The 21,591-nt window shown below is 62.4% G+C and carries 20 protein-coding genes; 15 read left to right on the forward strand and 5 right to left on the reverse strand.

Annotated elements, in window-relative coordinates:
* Positions 1 to 67 precede the first annotated feature (67 nt).
* A complete protein-coding gene (locus QTJ18_RS06105; protein WP_252755018.1) occupies positions 68 to 1,048 on the reverse strand; it encodes a GntR family transcriptional regulator in 981 nt (326 codons plus the stop codon).
* Between the two features lie 106 nt (positions 1,049 to 1,154).
* On the opposite strand from QTJ18_RS06105, the gene QTJ18_RS06110 reads away from it, so the two are divergent.
* The 8 genes from QTJ18_RS06110 (at position 1,155) to QTJ18_RS06145 (ending at position 9,931) form a co-directional block, all read left to right on the forward strand.
* On the forward strand, positions 1,155 to 2,312 hold the full coding sequence (locus QTJ18_RS06110) for an Ldh family oxidoreductase (protein ID WP_252755017.1): 1,158 nt from the start codon (positions 1,155 to 1,157) through the stop codon (positions 2,310 to 2,312).
* Between the two features lie 113 nt (positions 2,313 to 2,425).
* Positions 2,426 to 3,139 (forward strand): FadR/GntR family transcriptional regulator, encoded by a 714-nt coding sequence (locus QTJ18_RS06115; protein WP_252755016.1) that lies wholly within the window; start codon positions 2,426 to 2,428, stop codon positions 3,137 to 3,139.
* A 55-nt stretch (positions 3,140 to 3,194) separates the two neighbouring features.
* Positions 3,195 to 4,169, forward strand: coding sequence for a sialic acid TRAP transporter substrate-binding protein SiaP (locus QTJ18_RS06120; protein WP_252755015.1), 975 nt, complete (start codon positions 3,195 to 3,197; stop codon positions 4,167 to 4,169).
* A gap of 74 nt (positions 4,170 to 4,243) precedes the next feature.
* Positions 4,244 to 4,819 carry a TRAP transporter small permease gene (locus tag QTJ18_RS06125; RefSeq protein ID WP_252755014.1) on the forward strand — a complete coding sequence of 192 codons (576 nt, stop codon included), beginning with the start codon at positions 4,244 to 4,246 and terminating at the stop codon, positions 4,817 to 4,819.
* A 3-nt stretch (positions 4,820 to 4,822) separates the two neighbouring features.
* Positions 4,823 to 6,229 (forward strand): TRAP transporter large permease, encoded by a 1,407-nt coding sequence (locus QTJ18_RS06130; RefSeq protein WP_252755013.1) that lies wholly within the window; start codon positions 4,823 to 4,825, stop codon positions 6,227 to 6,229.
* 24 nt (positions 6,230 to 6,253) lie between these two features.
* Positions 6,254 to 7,312, forward strand: coding sequence for an L-idonate 5-dehydrogenase (locus QTJ18_RS06135; RefSeq protein ID WP_252755012.1), 1,059 nt, complete (start codon positions 6,254 to 6,256; stop codon positions 7,310 to 7,312).
* 10 nt (positions 7,313 to 7,322) lie between these two features.
* Complete coding sequence (uxuA, locus tag QTJ18_RS06140; RefSeq protein ID WP_252755011.1) at positions 7,323 to 8,525, forward strand: mannonate dehydratase; 1,203 nt, start codon at positions 7,323 to 7,325, stop codon at positions 8,523 to 8,525.
* Positions 8,522 to 9,931: a mannitol dehydrogenase family protein gene (locus QTJ18_RS06145; RefSeq protein WP_252755010.1), complete on the forward strand. Its 1,410-nt coding sequence runs from the start codon at positions 8,522 to 8,524 to the stop codon at positions 9,929 to 9,931. Before uxuA ends, QTJ18_RS06145 begins: the two co-directional genes overlap by 4 nt.
* A gap of 94 nt (positions 9,932 to 10,025) precedes the next feature.
* On the opposite strand, the gene QTJ18_RS06150 is transcribed toward QTJ18_RS06145, so the two are convergent.
* The gene (locus tag QTJ18_RS06150; RefSeq protein WP_252755009.1) at positions 10,026 to 11,087 is read right to left on the reverse strand and encodes a LacI family DNA-binding transcriptional regulator; all 1,062 of its coding nucleotides are present in this window, start codon (positions 11,085 to 11,087) and stop codon (positions 10,026 to 10,028) included.
* Between the two features lie 239 nt (positions 11,088 to 11,326).
* Between QTJ18_RS06150 and QTJ18_RS06155 the strand changes: the two genes are divergently transcribed.
* From QTJ18_RS06155 to QTJ18_RS06185, 7 genes are all read left to right on the forward strand, one after another.
* Positions 11,327 to 12,307, forward strand: coding sequence for a substrate-binding domain-containing protein (locus tag QTJ18_RS06155; RefSeq protein ID WP_252755008.1), 981 nt, complete (start codon positions 11,327 to 11,329; stop codon positions 12,305 to 12,307).
* Between the two features lie 114 nt (positions 12,308 to 12,421).
* On the forward strand, positions 12,422 to 13,912 hold the full coding sequence (locus QTJ18_RS06160) for a sugar ABC transporter ATP-binding protein (RefSeq protein ID WP_252755007.1): 1,491 nt from the start codon (positions 12,422 to 12,424) through the stop codon (positions 13,910 to 13,912).
* Positions 13,905 to 14,921 (forward strand): ABC transporter permease, encoded by a 1,017-nt coding sequence (locus QTJ18_RS06165; RefSeq protein WP_252755006.1) that lies wholly within the window; start codon positions 13,905 to 13,907, stop codon positions 14,919 to 14,921. Before QTJ18_RS06160 ends, QTJ18_RS06165 begins: the two co-directional genes overlap by 8 nt.
* Positions 14,918 to 15,913 carry an ABC transporter permease gene (locus tag QTJ18_RS06170; protein ID WP_252755005.1) on the forward strand — a complete coding sequence of 332 codons (996 nt, stop codon included), beginning with the start codon at positions 14,918 to 14,920 and terminating at the stop codon, positions 15,911 to 15,913. Before QTJ18_RS06165 ends, QTJ18_RS06170 begins: the two co-directional genes overlap by 4 nt.
* A 1-nt stretch (position 15,914) precedes the next feature.
* Positions 15,915 to 16,763: a sugar phosphate isomerase/epimerase family protein gene (locus tag QTJ18_RS06175; RefSeq protein WP_252755004.1), complete on the forward strand. Its 849-nt coding sequence runs from the start codon at positions 15,915 to 15,917 to the stop codon at positions 16,761 to 16,763.
* 64 nt (positions 16,764 to 16,827) lie between these two features.
* Positions 16,828 to 17,478 (forward strand): nucleoside/nucleotide kinase family protein, encoded by a 651-nt coding sequence (locus QTJ18_RS06180; RefSeq protein WP_252755037.1) that lies wholly within the window; start codon positions 16,828 to 16,830, stop codon positions 17,476 to 17,478.
* Positions 17,479 to 17,656: 178 nt separating this feature from the next.
* Positions 17,657 to 18,526 (forward strand): D-psicose 3-epimerase, encoded by an 870-nt coding sequence (locus QTJ18_RS06185; RefSeq protein WP_252755003.1) that lies wholly within the window; start codon positions 17,657 to 17,659, stop codon positions 18,524 to 18,526.
* 141 nt (positions 18,527 to 18,667) lie between these two features.
* Here the strand turns inward: QTJ18_RS06185 and cydX are convergent, their stop codons facing one another.
* The 3 genes from cydX to QTJ18_RS06200 are packed head-to-tail and all read right to left on the reverse strand — an operon-like array spanning position 18,668 to position 21,568.
* Positions 18,668 to 18,784: a cytochrome bd-I oxidase subunit CydX gene (gene cydX / locus QTJ18_RS06190; protein ID WP_252755002.1), complete on the reverse strand. Its 117-nt coding sequence runs from the start codon at positions 18,782 to 18,784 to the stop codon at positions 18,668 to 18,670.
* Between the two features lie 13 nt (positions 18,785 to 18,797).
* Positions 18,798 to 19,961, reverse strand: a complete 1,164-nt coding sequence (gene cydB, locus QTJ18_RS06195; protein ID WP_252755001.1) for a cytochrome d ubiquinol oxidase subunit II — start codon at positions 19,959 to 19,961, stop codon at positions 18,798 to 18,800.
* A 5-nt stretch (positions 19,962 to 19,966) separates the two neighbouring features.
* Positions 19,967 to 21,568, reverse strand: coding sequence for a cytochrome ubiquinol oxidase subunit I (locus QTJ18_RS06200; protein WP_252755000.1), 1,602 nt, complete (start codon positions 21,566 to 21,568; stop codon positions 19,967 to 19,969).
* Positions 21,569 to 21,591 lie beyond the last annotated feature (23 nt).

Raw genomic sequence — 21,591 nt, forward strand, 5'->3', positions numbered from 1 at the left:
CTCCTCCTCCGATGCGCATCTCGGCTTGCAGGCGATGCGCGCGCCTGTGGTTCACCAGGTTTTTGCCCTACAGGCGCTCCAGGTAAGGCAGGTCCACCGGCGTGATGACATCTGCCACGGCACGGATGCGCAGCATGGCGCGATGGCGCGACACCTTCAGATGATCGGCAAGCGCCTCGCAAGCGGCGTCGACATCCTGCCGTTCCAGGCATTCGACGACCTTCAGGTGCTCGGGCAGGAAGGGCTCGCTCTCGAACATGTCGGCGGTGCGGCGGTAGAGAAAATGGTGGGCGACGAGCAACGCCTGCGGCAGGCTGACCGCTCGCAAAAGGGCATGGTTGCCGCAATATCCAAGAAGATCGACATGCAGTTCCTGCTCCAGCTGATCGAGCCGGTCACTATCGACCCGCTGCGCTGCAACCGCCTCTTCCAGATGTCGCCGCAGCCGAGCCAGACATCCCTGCGGCAGAAGCGGAACAGCCTTTGCAAGGGCCAGCGGCTCCAACACCCAGCGCAGCTCGTATAATTCATTGATATGCCGTTCCGTCAGCGCCGGTGCGATCCAGCGGGCGCTGGCATCCTTGCGGACAATGCCTCTTTCCTGAAGCCTTGCCACCACTTCCCGGGCGACCGTCCGGCTCACTCCGAAATGCCGGGCGAGCAAAGCCTCGTTGATGCGCCAGCTTGCCATTGCGGTTCGCGACACGACCTCTATTTCGACATCCGGATAGATCAGCTCCCAACTCGCATGGGGTTGAAGCTCCTGAACAATCGCGTCGGCGACCGGCTCCGCCCTTGCAGCGCGGGGATCGGCGGCGACGGTTTCGACTTCATATCCGCGGCCCTGCGCCTTTCGCACCAGGCCTCGCTCCTCAAGTTCGGCCAGAGCCTGGCGGGCCGGTGCCCGGCTGATGGCGAACCGTTCGGCAACCGCCGTCTCCGTCAAACGCGTTCCCGCCGCGATCAGGCCACTGCTGATCTCGCGCGCCAGCCTGTCGCAGGCACGGCGGTAAAGCTTGGGCGCGGTGGTTGGAGGGATCGGCTGCATGCAATCTCAGTCTTTCGGGTTGTCTACAGGGATTGCACAAGTGCGACAGAACGTCTAGTGTATGCATTAGACATTTTTCATCGGACAGCAGGGAGGTGCGGGCTTGATGGAACATTCTGATCTCTCGGCGTCTGCCGCATCCCCCGTTCAAGCTTCTGGCCAACCTTCTGCACCACCCTCTGCCTCGCCTTGCATCCCCCTGGCCGAACTCAGCCGCTTCTCGGTCGAAACGCTGCTGGCGATCGGCGCGGACGACGCAACCGCGCAGGCTGCAACCCGGGCGATGATGCACGGTACGCGCCACGGCGTGGACAGCCACGGCATCCGGCTTCTTCCCCACTATGTCACTGTGCTGGAGGGCGGCCGGGTCAATCGGACGCCCAGCCTGCGCCGCCTGTCCGGCTTTGGCGCGGTGATGACACTCGATGCCGATCACGCTCATGGCGCGCTGGCGGCCTATACGGCCATGGACAATGCCATCGGGCTGGCAGGCCAGTTCGGAATCGGCGCGGTCGCCATCCGCAACACCTCGCATTTCGGTCCTGCCGGCACTTATTCGCTGGAAGCGGCACGGCAGGGCTTTATCGGTCTGACCTTCTGCAATTCCGACAGCTTCGTCCGCCTCCATGACGGGGCGGAGCGGTTCCACGGCACCAATCCCATCGCGGTTGCAGTGCCGGCGCCAAACGAGGATCCCTGGCTTCTGGACATGGCCACAAGCGCCGTGCCCTTCAACCGGGTCCTGCTCTATCGCAGCCTCGGCCTGCCGCTACCCGAGGCCGTGGCATCGGACCAGGACGGCCTGGACACGACCGACGCGCATTTGACGGATATGCTGGCGCCGGTCGGCGCGGCCTTCGGCTTCAAGGGAGCGGCTTTGGCGGGCATGGCGGAAATCTTCAGCGCCGTCCTCACCGGCATGCGCCTGTCATTCGACATCGCGCCCATGGGCGGGCCGGATGTTGCAACCCCCCGCCAGCTTGGCGCCTTCACCCTGGCCATCAAACCGGACGCTTTCGTGGAACGCGACGTCTTCGACGATGGCATGCGGCGCTATCTGCACCGGCTGCGCCATTCAAGGGCACGCGAGGGGCAGACGGTATTGGCGCCCGGCGATCGGGAATGGGCGGTGGCAAGGCTGCGGGAGAAGGACGGGGTCCAGCTGGATCCGGATACAGCCGCCGCCTTCCAGATCCTGAGCACACGCCTAGGAATCGCAATGCCCCCGGCACTCAAACAGCCTGCGCAAGATCCGACAGGATGAAATGCAAGGCAACCAACTGCCGCTTGACACGTACTGAAAATCACTCATAGTGCAAATTGGTCAGACAATCTGACCGCATGGGCGCCGTGGGAGTGGTGTTCGGGAGGGTATCCATGTTTGTCGCGCTGGAGCCGCGCCGCCTGTACCGGCAGGTCGCGGAGCAGATACGTGCGCTGATCGAAGCGGGTGAGCTGACTGCCGGCTCGCGGCTGCCGCCCGAACGGGAATTGGCGGAGCGCTTCGGCGTGTCGCGGCCGACCGTGCGGGAGGCCCTGATCGTGCTGGAGGTGGAAGGCCATATCCAGATCCGCATGGGATCCGGCGTCTATATCAGCAGCCGCCCGAGTATCGCCTCGGTGATCCGTCCGGATGCCGATGGCGAAGGACCACTCGAAATCCTGCAAGCGCGGTGCCTGATCGAAAGCGGCATTGCGGAAGAGGCCGCCCGCCTGGCAACGCCTTCGAGCCTTGAACGGATCGACGCCATCCTGGATCAGATGGAGGCATCGCTTGACGATGCGGAAGTGGCGCTTGCCTGTGACCGGGATTTTCACACAGCCATCGCCGACATCATCGGCAATTCCGCGCTGAAACACTTTACCGGGCTGATCTATGACACGCGCATGTCGCCCTATTTCACCAAACTTGCCAGTTACTTCGAAGGTCCGCACACCTGGAGACTCGCGCTGGAAGAGCATCGCGTGATCCGGGACGCCATCGCCGCCCGCGATCCTGCGGGTGCCCGCGAGGCGATGCGATGGCATCTGACACTGGCACAGAAGAGATTCTCGGAAAGCTTCGGGGAGGAGCCAAGCCGGGAAGACTGACGGCCGGCGCTGATCGGCCGTCATAAATCAGTTCATTTTCATCTGGGAGGAAAGAATGAAACTAAGACTGGCAACATTGTTGAGCGCCGCTGCCTTCGTCGCCGCCTCAGCGCTTTCGGCACAAGCACAGACCGTCCTGAAATGGGCGCATGTCTACGAGACCTCGGAACCGTTCCATACGGATTCCGTCTGGGCCTCGGAGGAAATCGCCAAGCGTACCGACGGTCGTTACAAGATCGACGTCTTTCCTGCCTCGCAGCTGGGCAAGGAAGCCGACATCAACCAGGGCCTGAAACTCGGGACTGTCGATATCATCATCTCCGGCTCGAGCTTTGCCGCGCGCGATCACAAGCCGATCGGCGTTACCTATTACCCCTACATCTTCCGTGATCCGAGCCATCTCCTGGCCTATACCAAGAGCGACGTCTTCAAGAAGCTCACCCAGGGTTACGAGGAAAAGACCGGCAACCACATCGTGGCCGTCAGCTATTACGGCACACGCCACACCACATCCAACCGGGCGATCGCCAAATGCGCCGATATGGCCGGCCTGAAGATGCGCGTGCCGGACGTGCCGGCCTATCTTGCCATGCCGCGCGCCTGCGGCGCCAACACCACGCCGATCGCCTTTGCCGAAGTTTATCTGGCATTGCAGAACGGCACGGTCGAGGCACAGGAAAATCCGCTGACGACGATCGAGGCCAAGAAGTTCTACGAGGTTCAGAAGAACATCGTGCTGACCGGCCATATCGTCGATCATCTGAACACGGTGGTCTCGAAGACCCGCTGGGCGAGCCTTTCCGACGAGGACAAGAAGATCTTCACGGAGGTGATGCTGGAGGCGGCCGCGCGCACGACCAAGACGATCGAAGCGCGTGAAAAGGCGCTGGTCGACGAGTTCAAGGCGAAGGGCATTTCTGTCACCGACATCGACAAGGCGGACTTCGAGAAGAACGTCATCGAGAAGGTCAAGCTCGAAGACTTCGGCTACGAGAAGGCCGACTGGGACGCGATCCGCGCCATCAAGTGACGGATCACCCCCGGCGTCCCAAGCGGCGCCGGGGGTTCGAGACCCCTCCAGATCAAGAACAAAGGGAGCCATCCATGACGGAGCATCCGCACGCGCCGATCCCAGTGGAGGAGATGGCGCATGCCTTCGAGGAAGATGCCGCACCGGTCGACCTTTCTCCTTATGCCATCGAAGACTGGATCACGCTCATCGTCTTCTGGGGCATGGGCCTGTCGGTTTTCCTGCAGTTCTTCACCCGTTATGTGCTGAATGACAGCTTTGCCTGGACGGAAGAAATCGCCGCCAATTGCCTTGTCGTGGTCGTCTTTCTCGGCTCGGTCATGTGCGTTCGCACCATGCGCCACATCGAGGTGGACCTGATCTACCGCTTCCTGCCGCCCCGCGCGGTGCGCCCGCTCCAGCTGCTGGTCGATCTCGTCGGCATCGCCTTCTTCGCCTACATCACCTGGCTGATGTGGCGCTATCTGGAAATCGTCGGCGAAGAGCGCATGGTGACCGTCGACCTGCCGCGCGGCTACGTGTTCTACACGGTGTTTGCCGCCTTCGCGCTGATGTTCCTGCGCGCCGTTCACAATCTCATCAAGGACCTCACCGGCCCGCGGACAATTCGCGAGCAGGCGCAGGACGATCTTCACGCTGGAGGAATTTGAGCGATGTTGCTGCTGATCGGCTCCTTCCTCCTGCTTCTGATCATCGGGACGCCCGTGGCTGTGTCCATGGCGGTCGCATCGCTTCTCTATCTCGTCCTGTATGGCGTGGCGCCCGATATCATCGCCGCGCAGCGCATGATCGCCGGCGTGGAAAGCTTTCCGCTGATTGCCGTTCCCTTCTTCATCCTGGCCGGCAATCTGATGAACATTGCCGGCGTCACCGGCCGCATCTATCGCTTCGCGCTCGCGCTGGTGGGCTGGATGAAGGGCGGGCTGGCGCAGGTCAACATCATCGGCTCGGTGGTCTTTTCCGGCATGTCGGGCACCGCGCTCGCCGATGCCGCCGGCATCGGCACGATCGAGATCAAGGCGATGAAGGATCACGGCTATCCCGTAGAGGCGGCGGTCGGCGTTACCGCAGCTTCGGCGACGCTCGGGCCGATCTTCCCGCCATCCCTGCCCTTCGTCATCTATGGCATGATGGCCAATGCCTCGATCGGCGCCCTGTTCATGGCCGGCATCATCCCGGGCGTGGTAATGACCGTCCTGATGATGCTGACCGTCTACATCTTTGCCAAGCGCAAGGGCTGGGGGTCCGATACGCCCTTCGAACTCCGCCAATTGCTGTTTGCCTCGCTCGAAATCCTCATCGTGCTGGCCTTTCCGGCCGCCATTTACCTCCTGATCCTGGCCGGCCTGTCGGTCAACGTCGCCGTGCTGATCGGCCTTGCCGTCCTCGTCGCGCTCGACTGGTATTTCGATTTTTCCGCCGTCATGGCACTGATGACGCCGGTGCTTCTGATCGGCGGCATGACCATGGGATGGTTCACGCCGACCGAAGCCGCGGTTGCCGCCGTGCTCTGGTCGCTCTTTCTGGGTCTGGTGCGGTACCGCACCATGACGCTGCGAACGCTTGCCAAGGCGTCGTTCGACACGATCGAGACGACGGCTTCGGTCCTGTTCATCGTCACCGCCGCCTCGATCTTCGCATGGCTTCTGACTGTCAGCCAGGCAGCGCAGCTGTTTTCCGATTTCATGTTCGCGCTGACGGATAGCTGGTGGACCTTCCTGATCATCGTCAACATCCTGCTGCTGGTCGTCGGCGCCTTTCTGGATACGATTGCCGCGATCAGCATTCTGGTGCCGATCCTGATGCCGGTGGCTGCACGTTACGGCATCGATCCCGTGCATCTCGGCTTGATCATCACGCTGAACCTGATGATCGGCCTGCTGACGCCGCCGGTCGGCATGGTGCTCTTCGTGCTGTCGCGCATTTCGAAACTGTCGGTGGAGCGAACCACGCTCGCCATTCTTCCCTGGATGGTGCCGCTGCTCATCGCGCTCGGCCTCATCACCTTCATACCGGCCATCACCCTCTGGCTTCCAACCCAGCTTGGTCTGATCCGGTAAATGTCAAGCGAAAGGCAACCGACGATGAAGACGCGCGTGGCCCGGCTTTATGCAGAGCGGGACCTGAAGGTCGAGGAAGCGGACTATGCTTTGCCCGGTCCCGGCGAAGTGCTTCTCGCCATGGCGGCAGGCGGGATCTGCGGCTCCGACCTTCATTACTACCAGGATGGGGGCTTCGGGCCGGTGCGGGTCCGCGAGCCGATCATTGCCGGTCATGAGGCGTCAGGTTTCGTGGAAGCGCTTGGCGAAGGGGTTAGCGGGCTGCAGGTCGGCCAGTTGGTGGCGGTCAATCCCTCGCAGCCATGCGGACACTGCCGGTTCTGTGAGGCAGACCTGCCAATTCACTGCCTGAACATGCGCTTCATGGGATCGGCGATGCGCCTGCCGCATGAGAACGGCATGTTTCGCGACCGTTTCGTGGTGCCCGCGATCCAGTGTCATGCCGTGAGCGGCCCGGTTTCGGCTGGCGAAGCCGCCTGTGCCGAGCCGCTTGCGGTCTGCCTTCACGCCGTCGCACAGGCCGGCGATCTGCGCGGCGCCAGCGTTCTGGTCACCGGCGCAGGACCCATCGGTCTGCTCGTGGTTGCCGCGCTCAGAGAGGCCGGCGCAGGCGAAATCGTCGTGACCGATCTTGCGGATGCAGCCCTGGCTCGAGCACCTGCCATGGGCGCAACCCGAACGATCAATGTCGCCACCAATCCGGACGCGCTCCTGCCGTTCCAGGACAACAAGGGGAGCTTCGACGTCGCCTTTGATTGCTCTGCTGCGGGTCCGGCCCTGCGCGCGATATTCGCGTCGATCCGGCCGCGCGGCACGATTGTCCAGGTCGGCGTGACCGGTGACATGACCATTCCCCTGAATGCCTTGGTCGGCAAGGAAATCGTCTGGCGTGGCTCGCAGCGCTTCCATGACGAGTTTGCCATTGCCGTCGATCTCATCTCCACCCGGAGGATCGATGTACGGCCCATCATTTCCCACACCTTCGCCCTGGACGAGGCCGTTCAGGCCTTCGAGCAGGCCGGCGACCGCAGCGTCGCCTGCAAGGTGCAACTGACGTTTTCGGCCGCAAGGCCCATATCCTGAAGGTCATCCCATGAGACATACCTGGCGCTGGTTCGGTCCGATCGACAAAGTGAGCGTGCGCGATGCCGCCCAGGCGGGCGCTGAAGGCATAGTCAGCGCTCTGCATCATATTCCGACGGGCGAGGTCTGGCCCGAGGACGAGATCGGGAAGCGCCATGAGGCCATTCGCGCCGGCGGCCTCGTCTGGGACGTGGTGGAGAGCGTTCCGGTGTCCGAGGACATCAAGACCCAAAGCGGTGACTGGAAGGTCCATGTCGCCAATTGGCAGGAGACCTTGCGGCGGTTGTCGAGATCGGGCATTCGCACCGTCTGCTACAATTTCATGCCGGTCCTGGACTGGACGCGTACGGACTTGCGCTGGGAAACCCGGCACGGGGCCAAGGCCATGCGTTTCGACCTCGCCGAATTCGTCGCCTTCGACCTGCACATCCTCAAGCGGCCTGGCGCCGCGCAGGATTATCCCGAGGCTTTGCGCGATGAGGCGGCCCGCCGCTTTTCCACGATGAGCGACGAAAAGATCTCGGCCCTTGGCAGGAATATCGGCGCCGGGCTGCCCGGATCGGCGGATGGCTACACGCTCGATCAGCTGCTCGATAAACTGCGCAGCTATCAGGGAGTAGACCGCGCGAGACTGCAGCAGAACCTGATCGATTTCCTGACGGAGGTCACGCCGGTCGCCGAGGATGTCGGCATCAACATCTGCGCGCATGGCGACGATCCACCTTGGCCCCTGCTCGGTCTGCCGCGCATCCTCTCGACCGAAGAGGATTATGCTCACATGCTAAAGGCAGTGGATGCGCGTGCCAATGGCGTGACGCTCTGCACCGGCTCACTCGGCGCCAGGGCGGATAATGACCTGCCCTTCATCGCCTCGCGCTTTGCCGACCGCATCCATTTCGTCCATTTGCGCAATGTGACCCGCGATACCGATACCGTGCCATGCTCCTTCTTCGAAGACGAGCATCTGGAGGGCGGCACCGACATGGTCGCCGTGATCGCCGCTCTCGTTTCCGAGGAGGCAAAGCGGCGGGCCGAGGGCCGGAGCGACCATCAGATCCCGATGCGCCCCGATCACGGCCAGGAAATCCTCGATGATCTGTCGCGCGGCGCACAGCCCGGCTATCCCGCAATCGGCCGCCTGAAGGGCCTTGCGGAATTGCGCGGCATCGAGCGTGCGCTGACCCATAAGCGCTATGGACTGGAGCCCGCATGACCCGCTTTCTCTGCCAAGACGCCGCCATCAACGAAGGGGTGCGCCGCCCTCAATTCGATCGGCAGGCTCTCAAGCCCGGCATCGTGCATATCGGCCTCGGGGCCTTCAACCGCGCCCATCAGGCGGTGTTCACCCAGCGGGCGCTGGAAACGGCCTTCGGGCCCTGGGGTATCATCGCCGTCAATCTGCGCTCGCCGGAGCCCGTGGAGGCGCTCAATGCGCAGGATGGGCTCTATTCCATAACCGTCCGCAGCGAGGCGGGCGATCAGTCGGAGATCATCGGCGCGACGCTCGAGGGTATCTGCGCAGCAACCGATGGACCGCGGGTTCTTGACAGTCTGGCGCATCCGGACATCCGGATCGTCACCATGACCGTCTCTGAAAAGGCCTATGGTCTCGATCCGGTGACGGGCGGGCTCGACTTGGCCCATCCGGCCGTGGCCGCGGATCTTCAGACGCCGGAGACACCCTCTGGCGTTCTGGGCTTCATCGTCGAGGGGCTGTCGCGCAGACGCCAAGCTGGCCTGAAGCCTTTCACCGTGCTGTGCTGCGACAATCTTCCCTCGAACGGCACCGTCATCCGCAGGCTGGTCCTGGACATGGCGCAGCGGCGCGATCCGGCTCTGGCGGCCTGGGTGGCGGAGCATGGCGCCTTCCCCTGCTCCATGGTGGATCGCATCGTGCCGGCGGCAACCGGGGAGACGCGGGCCAGGGCCGTTCGGCTGCTTGGCGTCGAGGACCGGCTGGCCCTCGATACCGAACCTTTCATCCAGTGGGTGATCGAGGACCGTTTCGTCGACGGGCGGCCGCAATGGGAGGCCGGCGGCGCCATCTTCGCCGACAATGTGGAACCCTATGAGAAGATGAAACTGCGTTTGCTGAATGGCACGCACACGCTTCTTGCGCATCTGGGCATCCTGCACGGACTGGACTATATTCGCGAGACCATGGCCGATCCGGCGCTGGCTGCCAAAGCGAGAGCGCATATGGAAGAGGTAGTCGAGACGCTGGATCCGGTTCCCGGCATCGATCTGTCCGCTTACATTGACGAGCTTCTGGCGCGTTTCGCCAATCCGACGATCGACCATCGCACACTCCAGATCTCCCTCGACACGACGCAAAAGCTGCCGCAACGCCTGCTCTCGCCGGCCATGGATGCCCTCTCGCGAGGCGGCGACGCCGCCGCCACAGCCTATGCGGTCGGCGTGTGGATGGCGGCCGTCCGCCGCCGCGGTGATTGTGACGATCCGCGCCGAAAGGAGGTTCTGGATGCCGCCGCCGCCATGGATGATCGCGATCCCTCGGCAAGCTTCTTTGCCATCCCCGGCCTCTTTCCACCCCAGCTCATCGCAGCGCGCCAATGGCGGGACCGCGTCAACGCCGCCGTCACCACGTTCGGCGGCTAGACCAGTGCCCGCCACCTCGCTTGTCACGTCTGGCTCATGATCGGGGGATACGATCCGATGCGGGACCGGGGGCAGACCGATGCGCCCCCTTCGGTCAATCGCTGCCGTCCTTCAAGGCATCGAGCGGCCCCTCCAGCGCCGTCCGCGGCGCGACCAGTTGCGGCTCGACCAGAACGATGCGCGCATCAGCCTCCTTGGTGTCCAGAAGCTCGAAGCCTTTTTCGAGCATTTCCGGGATATTCGGCCTGATCATGTAGACGGGAAAGGGCAGGAAAGAGCCGAAGGGATCATAGTCGAAGCAGCCGACCACGATATCGCCGAAAGCTTCCCCGTCATGCTTGCCCATGAAGCGCAGCAGACCTTCGAAATTGATGGCGGAGTTGATGAAGAAGCAGCGCGGCAATCTGCCGTGCCGCTCATAGAAGCGCTCGAAGGCCAGCGCGGTCATTGCGGGCGAATAGCCGGTGCTCTCCGTGTCGATCCCGGTGGAGCCGCCGCACAGACTTACCTTTGCATCGTGAAAACCGAGGATGCGCTCGCGGCTTGCATGGTCATTGCGCCCACCGAACATGAAGACATCATCCGGATCGAGCGGACCGGCCCTTAAGGCATGCCGGATGATTGCGGAGGTCAGCGCCTTTGCGCCCTGCCTATTGTCGGAAATGACGGAGCAGGCCAGTTCTCCCGGCAGATCGATATTCACATGCGGCACGCCGGCGCTAACGCAGACCCTGTGCACCCCGTCGGGATCCGTGGCGCCTGCGATGAAAAGCGAATCGATCGAGTAGGCGATGAGCGACTCCACCGTCCGGCGCTCTTCCTCCGGATCGCGCCGTCCCGAAACGACGACCGGCAGGAGGCCGCGCTTGCGTGCCTCTGCCTCGAAGGTCTGCGCCATGGAGGAGAAGAACCGCGTGTCATAGACCGGCAGAAGCAGACCCGCCATTCCGGAGCGGGAACTGCGAAGCGCCCGCGCCTGCTGATTGGCGGTATATTTATGCTCCCTTGCGAGAGACATGATCTTCTTGGCCGTATCCTCCGATATCCGACGTTTGCGCCAGGTCCCATTGAGGACGGCACTGACGGTGGAAGCCGATGCACCCGATTGAACCGAAAGATCGTAGATCGTTGCCTTCTTCTGCTCTTTCTCGGTCATGCACACCCTCTCCCATATCCCGCATCTTGTAGATCGCCAGCCCCCTTGACGGAAGCACGCAGAGTGATAATCTGTTTGCACCATCGATTGTGCAAGCAAGAAATATCGATTGTGCAGGGTGGACCGCGTGGAGGAACGACGGGACGGAGGCAGCAGTCGGCAGCGACGCTTTGCGCGGAGGAGCAACCTCTGCCGGACAGGCTTCCGACCGTCAGGGAAAATCAGAGGAGGAGGACCCCATGAAGAGAATTCTGGCAGCAACGCTCGGCATTTCGCTGGCGCTCTTGGCATCGACCGCATCATTGGCCGCCGAAACCAAACTCGGCGTGGTGGTGAAGATCGGGGGCATTCCGTGGTTCAACGCCATGGAAGCGGGCATCAAGGAACAGAGCGCAAAACTCGGCGTCAACGGCTTCATGGTCGGTCCGACAAGCGCCGATCCGGCCCTGCAGGTTCGCGCCATCGAAGACCTGATCGCACAGAAAGTGAATGTCATCGGCGTGGTGCCGAACGATGCCAAGGTTCTGGAGCCGGTTCTGAAGAAGGCGCAGGCGGCAGGCATCAAGGTCATCACCCATGAATCGCCGAACCAGGCCGGCGCCGACTGGGATTTCGAACTGGCCTCCGCCAAGGGTTTTGGTGAGGCGCATGGCAAGCTTCTGGCGGAAAAAATGGGCGGCAAGGGCTCCTACGGCGTTTTCGTCGGCTCTCTGACCGTGCCGCTCCACAATGCCTGGGCCGATGCGGCGATCGCCTATATCAAGGCCAATCACCCGGACATGAAGCTGATCGGCGACCGCTATGGCGTTGCCGAAGATCTGGATAAGAGCCGGTCGACGGCGCTGGACCTGATGTCCGCCAATCCGGATCTTGCAGGATTCCTCGCCTTCGGATCGCAGGGTCCGATCGGAGCCGGTCGCGCCGTCGAGGAGCGTCGCAAGGACGGCAAGGTCTTCGTCATCGGTCCGTTTTCGCCCGGACAGGGCGCCAAGCTGATCAAGAGCGGCGCTTTGACCGGCGGCTTCATGTGGAATCCCAAGCAGGCGGGCGAGGTCTTCGTCACCCTCGCCGATCGCATCGCAAAAGGACAGGAGCCGAAGGCCGGCGACACGATCGAGGGCCTTGGCGCCATCAAGCCGGAAGGCAATACGATCGTCGTCGACCAGCTCCTGAAGATCGACAAGGAAAGCATCGACAAACTCGTTTCCATGGGCCTCTGATCCTCCCGGAGCCTGAGAGGGCCGTACGGCGTCGAACCGCCGTGCGGCCCGCTTTTCCAAGCCATGTCATCACGCCAGCAGGACCACCCTGGTCAGACGGGGAAACACGCCCTCATGAGTGCACAACCGCTTCTCTCCCTGAAAAACATCAAGGTCACCTTCGGCGGCGTCCGCGCCCTCAAGAGTGTAGCCTTCGAGGTCAATCCGGGAGAAGTCCATTGCCTGGCCGGTGAAAACGGCTGCGGCAAGAGCACGCTGATCAAGGTCATCACCGGCGTTTACAAGCCGGAAGATGGCGCAGAGCTGATCTTCGACGGCAAGCCCATTGCCACCATGACGCCGACGCTTGCGCAATCGCTCGGCATACAGGTCATCTGGCAGGATCTGGCACTGTTCGGCGAAATGTCGGTGGCGGAAAACATCGGCTTCCAGCTTGCCGTCAACGGCCGCTACGGACTGATCGACAAGCGCGCCATCGATAAGGCGGCGCAGACGGCGCTGGCGCGGCTCGGCGTCAGCCTCGACATTCACAGGCCGCTGAAGGACCTGCCGATCGCCCAGCGCCAGATCGTCGCGATCGCCCGTGCGCTGGTGGGCGAGGCGCGGCTGGTCTTCATGGACGAGCCGACCGCATCCCTCACACAGTCAGAGGCCGACTACCTGATCGAGATCGTCCGCAACCTCGCCGCTTCGGGCGTGGCGGTGGTCTTCGTCTCGCATCGACTGGCGGAAGTGCTGGAAATTTCCGACCGGATCACGGTCCTGCGGGATGGCGCTTTGGTCGGCGTCTATCCGGTGCAGGGCATGACCCAGTCGCGGGTGACGGAACTGATGACCGGGCGCAATTTCGACAATGCCGTCGTTGCCGCCGATCATGATCACGCTCCTGTTGTTCTTTCCGTCCGCAACCTGACGCGGCACGGCGAATTCGAGGATGTATCCTTCGATCTCCGTCGCGGCGAGACGCTTGGCATAACCGGTCTGCTCGGGGCTGGCCGCACGGAACTGGCACTGACCCTGTTCGGTATGCATCGGCCCCATGCCGGCGAAATCGTCGTCGAGGGCCGGAAGGTCGAATTCGCATCGAACCGCGATGCCATCCGCACCGGTATCGCCTACCTGTCCGAAGACCGGCTGTCGCTTGGCCTCAATCAGCCGCAATCCATTGCCGACAATCTGGTCATGGCCTCTCTCGATCGCATTCTATCGGGCGGCCTGATCTCACCCGGCCGGAAAGCCGCGGTAATATCCCACTGGATCGCAGCGCTCGGCGTCAAGATCGGAACGCCGGATGATCCCATCCGCACCTTGTCCGGCGGCAACCAGCAGCGGGTTGCCATTGCCAAATGGCTGGCGATCGGTCCGAAAATCCTCATCCTCGATGCCCCGACGGTGGGCGTCGACGTGGGAGCCCGTGCCGGGATCTTCGACATCGTGCGCAAGCTTGCCGCCGAGGGCCTGTCGATCATCCTCATTTCCGACGAACCGCCGGAAGTCTATTTCAATGCCGATCGCGTCGTCCACATGGTGGAGGGACGCTTCCAGGCCGTCTACGATCCGCGCACCATTGCGCTCAGCGAACTGGAGGCCGCCGTCTATGCTTAGGCTTGTGCGCGACCATGCAACCGAAGTTACCCTTTTTGCGGTCATGGTGCTTCTCTGTATCGGCCTGTCCTTCGGCACGGATCGGTTTCTGACGATCTCCAATGCTTTCGACCTGTTGAACGTCTCGGCCGTCAACATCATTTTCGCGGTCGGACTTCTGGTCGTGCTGATCTCCGGCGGGATCGACATCTCCTTCGCCGTCGCGGCCTCGGTGGTGCAATATGTGACGGTGCTGGCGCTGAACGCGCTCGGCGGCGGCAACTGGGCGGAGGGTTTCATCATCGCCGGCGCGGTCGGGATCGGACTGGGCCTGGTCAACGCGCTCCTGGTCTATCGTTTGCAGATCATCTCGATCGTCGCCACCATCTCGACCTTCAACATCTTCTTCGGCCTTTTGATGTTCTTCACGAAAGGCGTATCAATCTACAACCTGCCGGACTGGCTCTCCAACCGCGTCGTCTTCTACGAGCGGGAAATGGCCGACGGTTCCTGGATCGAGCTGACCCTACCGGTCGTGGTCATGATCCTCTGCTGCCTGGCCACCTGGTTCATGATCTCGAAAACCACGACGGGACGCAAACTTTACGCCTTTGGCGACAATCCGGAAGGAGCGCGCCGCTTCGGCATCGATATCGGAGCGATGCATTACATCTCCTTCGGCTGGCTTGGCCTGATGGCCGGCATTGCCGGTCTCATGCAGGCCCATTACGCCCAGGAGGTCGTGCCCAATGCGCTGTATGGACGCGAGCTGGATGTGCTGGCGGCGACGGTGCTGGGCGGCGCGCGGCTCGGCGGCGGCAAGGGATCGGTGCTGGGCTGCGTGCTGGGCGTCCTGCTGGTCTCCATCACCCAGAACGGCCTGAACCTGATGGGCGTTTCGCCCTTCGCCTTCAAGATGATTGTCGGGGCCATCATCCTGATCGCCATCACGCTCTCCTACACGCGCTTCGACAGGCTCCTGCCGGAAAGCCTGAAGCGCCGCGCACCGCAGAAAGGCGATCGGCCATGAAGAGCTTGGTGCGGAAATTCAACAGCCTGTTCGGCGCCGACATGGGCGGACCGCTGATCGCCTTCCTGGCGGTCATGCTGATCTTCGGGCTTGCGGCGGACAATTTCATCTCGGCCGCCACCTTCGGCTCGGTCGCCTTCCAGCTCCCCGAACTCGGCCTGCTGACTTTGGCAATGCTTCTGCCACTCCTGACCGGCGGCATCAATCTGGCGGTCACGTTCACCGCCAATCTCTCCGGCCTTGCCGCCGCCTGGGTGCTGCAGGCCAATGGCGGTGTCGATGCTCCGGCCAGCGCCTTCGCCCTGGCCTGTTGTGCCGCACTTGCCAGCGGGGCAGCGGCAGGGGCCCTGACCGGTCTCGCCATCGCCTATACCCGCGCCCATCCCATTCTGATTACGCTGTCCATGATGATCTTCCTGCGAGGCCTTGGGGAATTCCTGACGCGCGGCGGCGACGTCTCCGGATTTCCGGCCTATATGGCGCCGATCGGCCATGGCTCGCTTCTCGGCATTCCCATTCCGCTGCTGATTTTCATCGTCTGCGTCGCGGCATGGCACGTCCTGCTGACCCGCAGCAAGCTGGGCTTCGGACTGCTGATGATCGGCTCCAACATGGAGGCCGCGCAGTATTCCGGCCTGAACACACGGCGGATCCTCGTGCTTGTCTATACTCTGTCAGGGGTCATGTGCGCGATTGCCGGCATCATCATGCTGGCCCGGTTCAATTCCGTTCGCGTCGGGCATGGCGAATCCTACCTTCTGATCACCGTGCTCGCCGCCTTCCTTGGCGGGGTCAATCCCTTTGGCGGCTTCGGGCGGGTCCTGCCGGTTTTCGTGGCCTTGATCGTCCTTCAGCTTCTTTCCTCCGGACTGAACCTGATGGGCGCCAACCAGCATCTCGCTACGGCGCTCTGGGGTGTCCTGATGATCGTGGTGATGGCCGCCCGATCCTTCGTCTCGACCAATCGCATCTTCAGCAGAAAGAAGAACTGACGTGCAGGGTTTCGGCATTCACGCAATGATGTGGACCTCCGTCTGGGATCAGGCGGGCGCAGAGCGGGCGATCTTCGGCGCGGCGCGCTACGGGCAGGATTTCATCGAGATCCCGCTGATCGACCTGGCCGCCGTCGATGCGGAGCACAGCCGTGCCCTGCTGGAGAAGTTCAAGCTGCGCGCTACCTGCTCGCTCGTCCTGCCTGAGCCTGCCTGGCCCTCCCTTCGGCCCGATGCAGCGGCGCAGCACCTGAAGGCGGCACTGGACATAGCTGCGGCGATGGGCGCCGAGGCGTTGACCGGCGTCACCTATGGCGGCACCAATGAGCGAACCGGTTTTCCTCCGACTGACGGAGAATACGACAATCTGACCCGCGCGCTCGGCGCAGCCGCCGTCCATGCAAAGCGTCTGGGATTGCAATTCGGCATAGAGGCGGTGAACCGCTACGAGAACCATCTCGTCAATTGCGCGGCCCAGGCCGTGGCTCTGGTCGAGCGGATCGGCATGGACAATGTCTTCGTGCATCTGGACACGTTTCATATGACCATGGAGGAAAAGGGCGTGGCGAACGGGATCCTCGCCGCCCGCGAGCATCTGCGCTACATGCACCTGTCCGAAAGCGATCGCGGCGTGCCGGGATACGGCAATGTGCCATGGGACGCGCTTTTCGCGACCCTCGCCGCGATTGGCTTTACGGGAGGCCTCACGCTTGAAAGCTTTGCGGCCATGCCTGCGAGCATGGCCGGCGCCACCGCCACCTGGCGGCCTGTGGCCGACAATGGCGAGGAAGTTCTGGACAAAGGCCTCTCCTTCCTGCGCAACAAGGCGGCCCAGTATGGCTTCGGCTGATGTGCCGGATGGTAGAGCGACGATGGACAGCAGAGAGGAGATGAGCGGGATGGACCACAAGACGATGGCGGGGATCGACAACAATGTGCGGCGGATTGCGCAGGCGGCGATCGAAAGCCTGGAGAGATCGGGCGGCCGGCGCGTCCTCGTCGCTCTCGCCGGCGCTCCGGGTTCCGGCAAATCGACACTGGCGGAGAAGACCGTTGATGCGCTGGAGGCCGAATACGGGCGCAGCAGCGCCCTCTTTCCGATGGACGGTTACCACCTGGACGACACCGTGCTCCGGACGATGGGCCGGCTTGCCTTCAAAGGTGCCGTGGACACCTTCGACGCTCACGGCTTGCGGCACATGCTCTTGCGGCTGAAGGCGAACGAGGACGATGTCATTGCCGTGCCCGTGTTCGATCGTTCCATCGAGATCGCCCGGGCTGGCGGAAGGCTCATTCCGCAATCGACCGAAATCATCGTTTGCGAAGGCAATTACCTGCTCCTGCGTCAGGCACCATGGGACCGGCTGAAGCAGATTTTCGACGTCACGATCTTCGTGGATGTCGACGTGGAGGTATTGCGGCTTCGCCTGCAGACCCGCTGGCTAGATGCGGGGCTGGATGCGCAGGAGATCTCAAGGAAAGTGGAGGAAAATGATCTGCCGAACGGGCTCTTCATCCAGTCCAACAGTGCGGAGCCAGATCTTCGTATCGACAATCCAGGCTGAGCAGGGCGGCCCGGCCGCCTTCTTTGTCCCAGGCGCTGCTTTCGGCCGGCCGCTTGACGTTTGCGGGCTCCGAAAGTCTGGCCTTCCAAATGCCTGGCCTTCCGAAGTCCTTCCGCCATTCCGGCCTTCTGTCCTGTCTCCCAATTCTCGACGCCTGATCATGACAAGGAGTTTTTCGATGAAACACGGCATATATTATTCCTACTGGGAACATGAGTGGAGCGCCAAATTCGGCCCCTATATCGAGAAGGTCGCCAAGCTGGGCTTCGACGTGATCGAAGTGGCTGCGCATCACATCAACGATTATAGCGATGCGGAACTCGCCGACATCCGGCAGCGCGCCATCGACAACAACATCATCCTGACCGCGGGCATCGGCCCCTCCAAGGCGAAGAACCTGTCCTCGCCGGATGCGGCCGTCCGCGCGGCCGGCAAGACCTTTTTTGAACAGACGCTTACCAATGTCGCCAAGCTCGACATTCGCACCATTGGCGGCGCCTTGCATTCCTACTGGCCTGTCGATTATTCGCAGCCCGTCGACAAGGAGGGTGACAGGCAAAGAGGTGTGGAGGGCATTCACGGCATTGCCGATTTCGCCCGGGACCTCGGGATCGATCTCTGCATCGAAGTGCTCAATCGCTTCGAAAACCACGTGCTGAACACGGCGGCGGAGGGTGTCGCCTTCGTCAAGGACGTCGGCAAGCCGAACGTGAAGGTCATGCTCGATACCTTCCATATGAATATCGAGGAAGACAGTTTCGGCGATGCGATCCGCACCGCCGGGCCTCTCCTCGGCCATTTCCATACCGGCGAGAGCAATCGCCGCGTTCCCGGCAAGGGGCGCATGCCCTGGCACGAAATCGGTGCGGCGCTGCGCGATATCCAATACCAAGGCGCGGTGGTGATGGAGCCATTCGTCAAGACCGGCGGCACGATCGGCTCCGACATCCGCGTGTGGCGCGACTTGAGCAATGGCGCAAGCGAAGCCCGGATGGATGAGGATGCGCGCAATTCGCTCGCCTTTTCCCGCTTCGTCCTGGGGGGCTGAACCGGATCTGCGCAAGCTTCGGCAAGGGCATCCTTGCATCCGGGGCCGGGGCCGCTATGCCGGCCCCCGCCAGATCCAATCCGGCCACCAGAACGCCTGCCCATCCGCACGCTGCAGGATGGGCGGCAAGGACGTCATGCGCTAGCGGTCATTGCCCGCATGAAGGTGCTCATCATCCCTGACTTCCAGCCAGATGGCGTTCATGACGGCGAAGACGGCAGCCAGCGGCAGGCCAAGCATCCAGGCGAAATACCACATGATCGGTTCCTTTTCAGTAGAATGAATGCTCGTGCTCCGCCACGTCATGCTCCGTCACCTTGCCCCAGAGAACCTTGTAGACCCAGCTCGTATAGGCAAGGATGATCGGCATGAAGATCAGCGTGCAGACCAGCATGATGAAGAGTGTGAGATGCGAGGAGGAACTGTTCCACACCGTCAGCGAGGATTTGGGATCCGTCGATGAGGGCATGATGAAGGGAAACATGGTCAAGCCGACCGAGGCGATCACCCCGAGAATGGCCAGTTTCGAGAAGATGAGGGTCGAGACCTCGCGTCCGGCCCGCAAGCCGAAAAAGGTCAGGAGCCCGCCAAGGACGCCCAGCGCCGGCGCAATGGCGATCCATGGCCGTTCCGCATAGGCGCTCAACCAGCTCGGCGTGCGCTCCACGGCAAAATGCAGCGGGTTGGAAGGACCGCCCGTCACGTAGTCTCCGACGATCTGAAATCCCTGCACCCCGAAGGCGAGCCACAGGCCCGCCAAACCATAGGTGACGACGGCCGTGAGTGCAGCCACGGAACCGATGGACCGCGCCCGCGCCTGGACCCTGCCCTGTGTCTTGACCGTCAGCCAGGCGGCACCGTGCATGATCAACATGCTGAGCGACACCAGGCCGGCAACGAGCGAGAAGGGATCGAGCAGACCGAAGAACTTGGTGTACCAGGCGCCTTCGTAAATGCTGCGCAGGTCGTCGGTGAAATGGAAGGGCACGCCTTGGATGACATTGCCGACGGCAACGCCGAACAGGAGGGCCGGCACCGCCCCGCTGACGAACAGGGCCCAGTCCCAGGCGGAACGCCAGCGCCTGTCATCGCGCTTGGAGCGATATTTGAAGGCGACGGGCCGGACGATGAAGGCGGCAAGGACCACGAACATGGCAAGGTAGAAGCCGGAAAAGCTCATCGCATAGAGCGGCGGCCAGGCGGCGAAAATGGCGCCGCCGCCGAGGATGAACCACACCTGGTTGCCCTCCCAGACGGGACCGACGGTGTTGATGACGACACGCCTTTCCTCATCCGTCTTTCCGACAAAGGGCAGCAGCGCGCCGACGCCCATGTCGAAACCGTCGGTCACCGCAAAGCCGATCAGAAGAACGCCCAGCAGCAGCCACCAGACGACACGCAGGAATTCATAGCTTAGAAGTTCATGCAGGATCATGAGCCTTACTCCGCGGGAATGGCGATGGGATGGGCAGGGTTCAGCGCCGCACGGCGCGTCTGGAACCAGGCCTCTGTTTCCGCGACGTCCATGTAAGGACCCTTGCGGATATATTTCAGCATCAGGCCCATCTCGATGATGAAGAGGATGGTGTAGAAGGCAACGAAGCCGGCAAGCGTCAGAGCAAGCTCGGTCACCGACAATTCGCTGACCGACAGCGCTGTCGGCAGTACGCCATCCACCGTCCAGGGCTGGCGTCCGACCTCGGCGACGATCCAGCCCATTTCCGCCGCGATCCACGGCGCCGGGATCATGACGACTGCCAGCCAGAGCGCGGCGCGCGGGAAGCGCATGCCCTTGAACGAGGCGCGGTAGAAAAAGTAGGCCATGGTGGCGATGAAGGAGAGGCCAAGCGCGACCATGATCCGGAAGGCCCAGAACAGAGGCCAGACGGTCGGCACCGTATCATTGGCCGCCAGCCGGATCTGCTCCTCGCTCGCCGTTCGCGGATCATCCACGTACTTCTTCAGCAGGAAGGCGAAGCCGAGGTCCTGCGAGTGATCCTCGAAGGTTTTCATCACCTGCGGCGATGTCGCTTCACGCTCCTGGCGCACCGTCATCAGCGCATCATAGGCGATCAGACCTGAGCGGATGCGGGCCTCCGCCTGGGCGACCAGGTCCTTGATGCCGGGGATTTCCGTGGTCAGCGACCGCGTCCCGATCAGGCCCATGACCATCGGGACATGAATGGCGAAATGCGTCTCGCGCGCCGCCTGATCCGGAAAGCCGAAGACGGTGAATGGCGCCGGCGCCGGCTGCGTATCCCACATGGCCTCGATGGCGGCGAGCTTCATCTTCTGGCTATGCGTCGCCGAATAGCCGGACTCGTCCCCCAACAGCACGACAGAGAAGGCCGAAGCCAGGCCGAAGGACGCCGCAACGGTGATTGACCGCCGCGCCAGCGCATGATGACGATCTTTCAGCAGGTACCATGCCGAGACACCGATGACGAAGACAGCGGCGGTGACATAGCCGGCGCTGACAGTGTGAACGAATTTGGCCTGCGCCACCTCGTTGAACAAAACAGCGTAGAAATCGGTCATCTCCATGCGCATCGTCATCGGGTTGAACGAGGCGCCGACCGGATACTGCATCCAGCCATTGGCGATCAGAATCCAGAGCGCCGACAGGTTCGATCCGATCGCGACCAACCAGGCGACGACCAGGTGCTGGACCTTGGACAGCTTGTCCCAGCCGAAGAAGAAGAGGCCGACAAAGGTGGCTTCGAGAAAGAAGGCCATCAGGCCCTCGATCGCCAGTGGAGCACCGAAGATGTCGCCGACATAATGGCTGTAATAGCTCCAGTTCATGCCAAACTGGAACTCCATGGTAATGCCCGTGGCAACGCCCAGCACGAAGTTGATGCCGAACAGCATGCCCCAGAACTTGGTCATTTGCCGCCAGATCGGGCGGTTTGTCATGACATAGACCGTCTCCATGATCGCGACGATGATCGACAGACCAAGCGTCAGCGGCACAAAGAGAAAATGGTACAGGGCTGTCATGGCGAACTGCAGCCGTGACAGCTCAACGATGCCGATTTCCATATCGCTTACTCCAAAGACGGCGG

The organism is Rhizobium sp. SSA_523 (genome assembly GCF_030435705.1).
In the GTDB taxonomy this organism is placed as follows: domain Bacteria; phylum Pseudomonadota; class Alphaproteobacteria; order Rhizobiales; family Rhizobiaceae; genus Neorhizobium.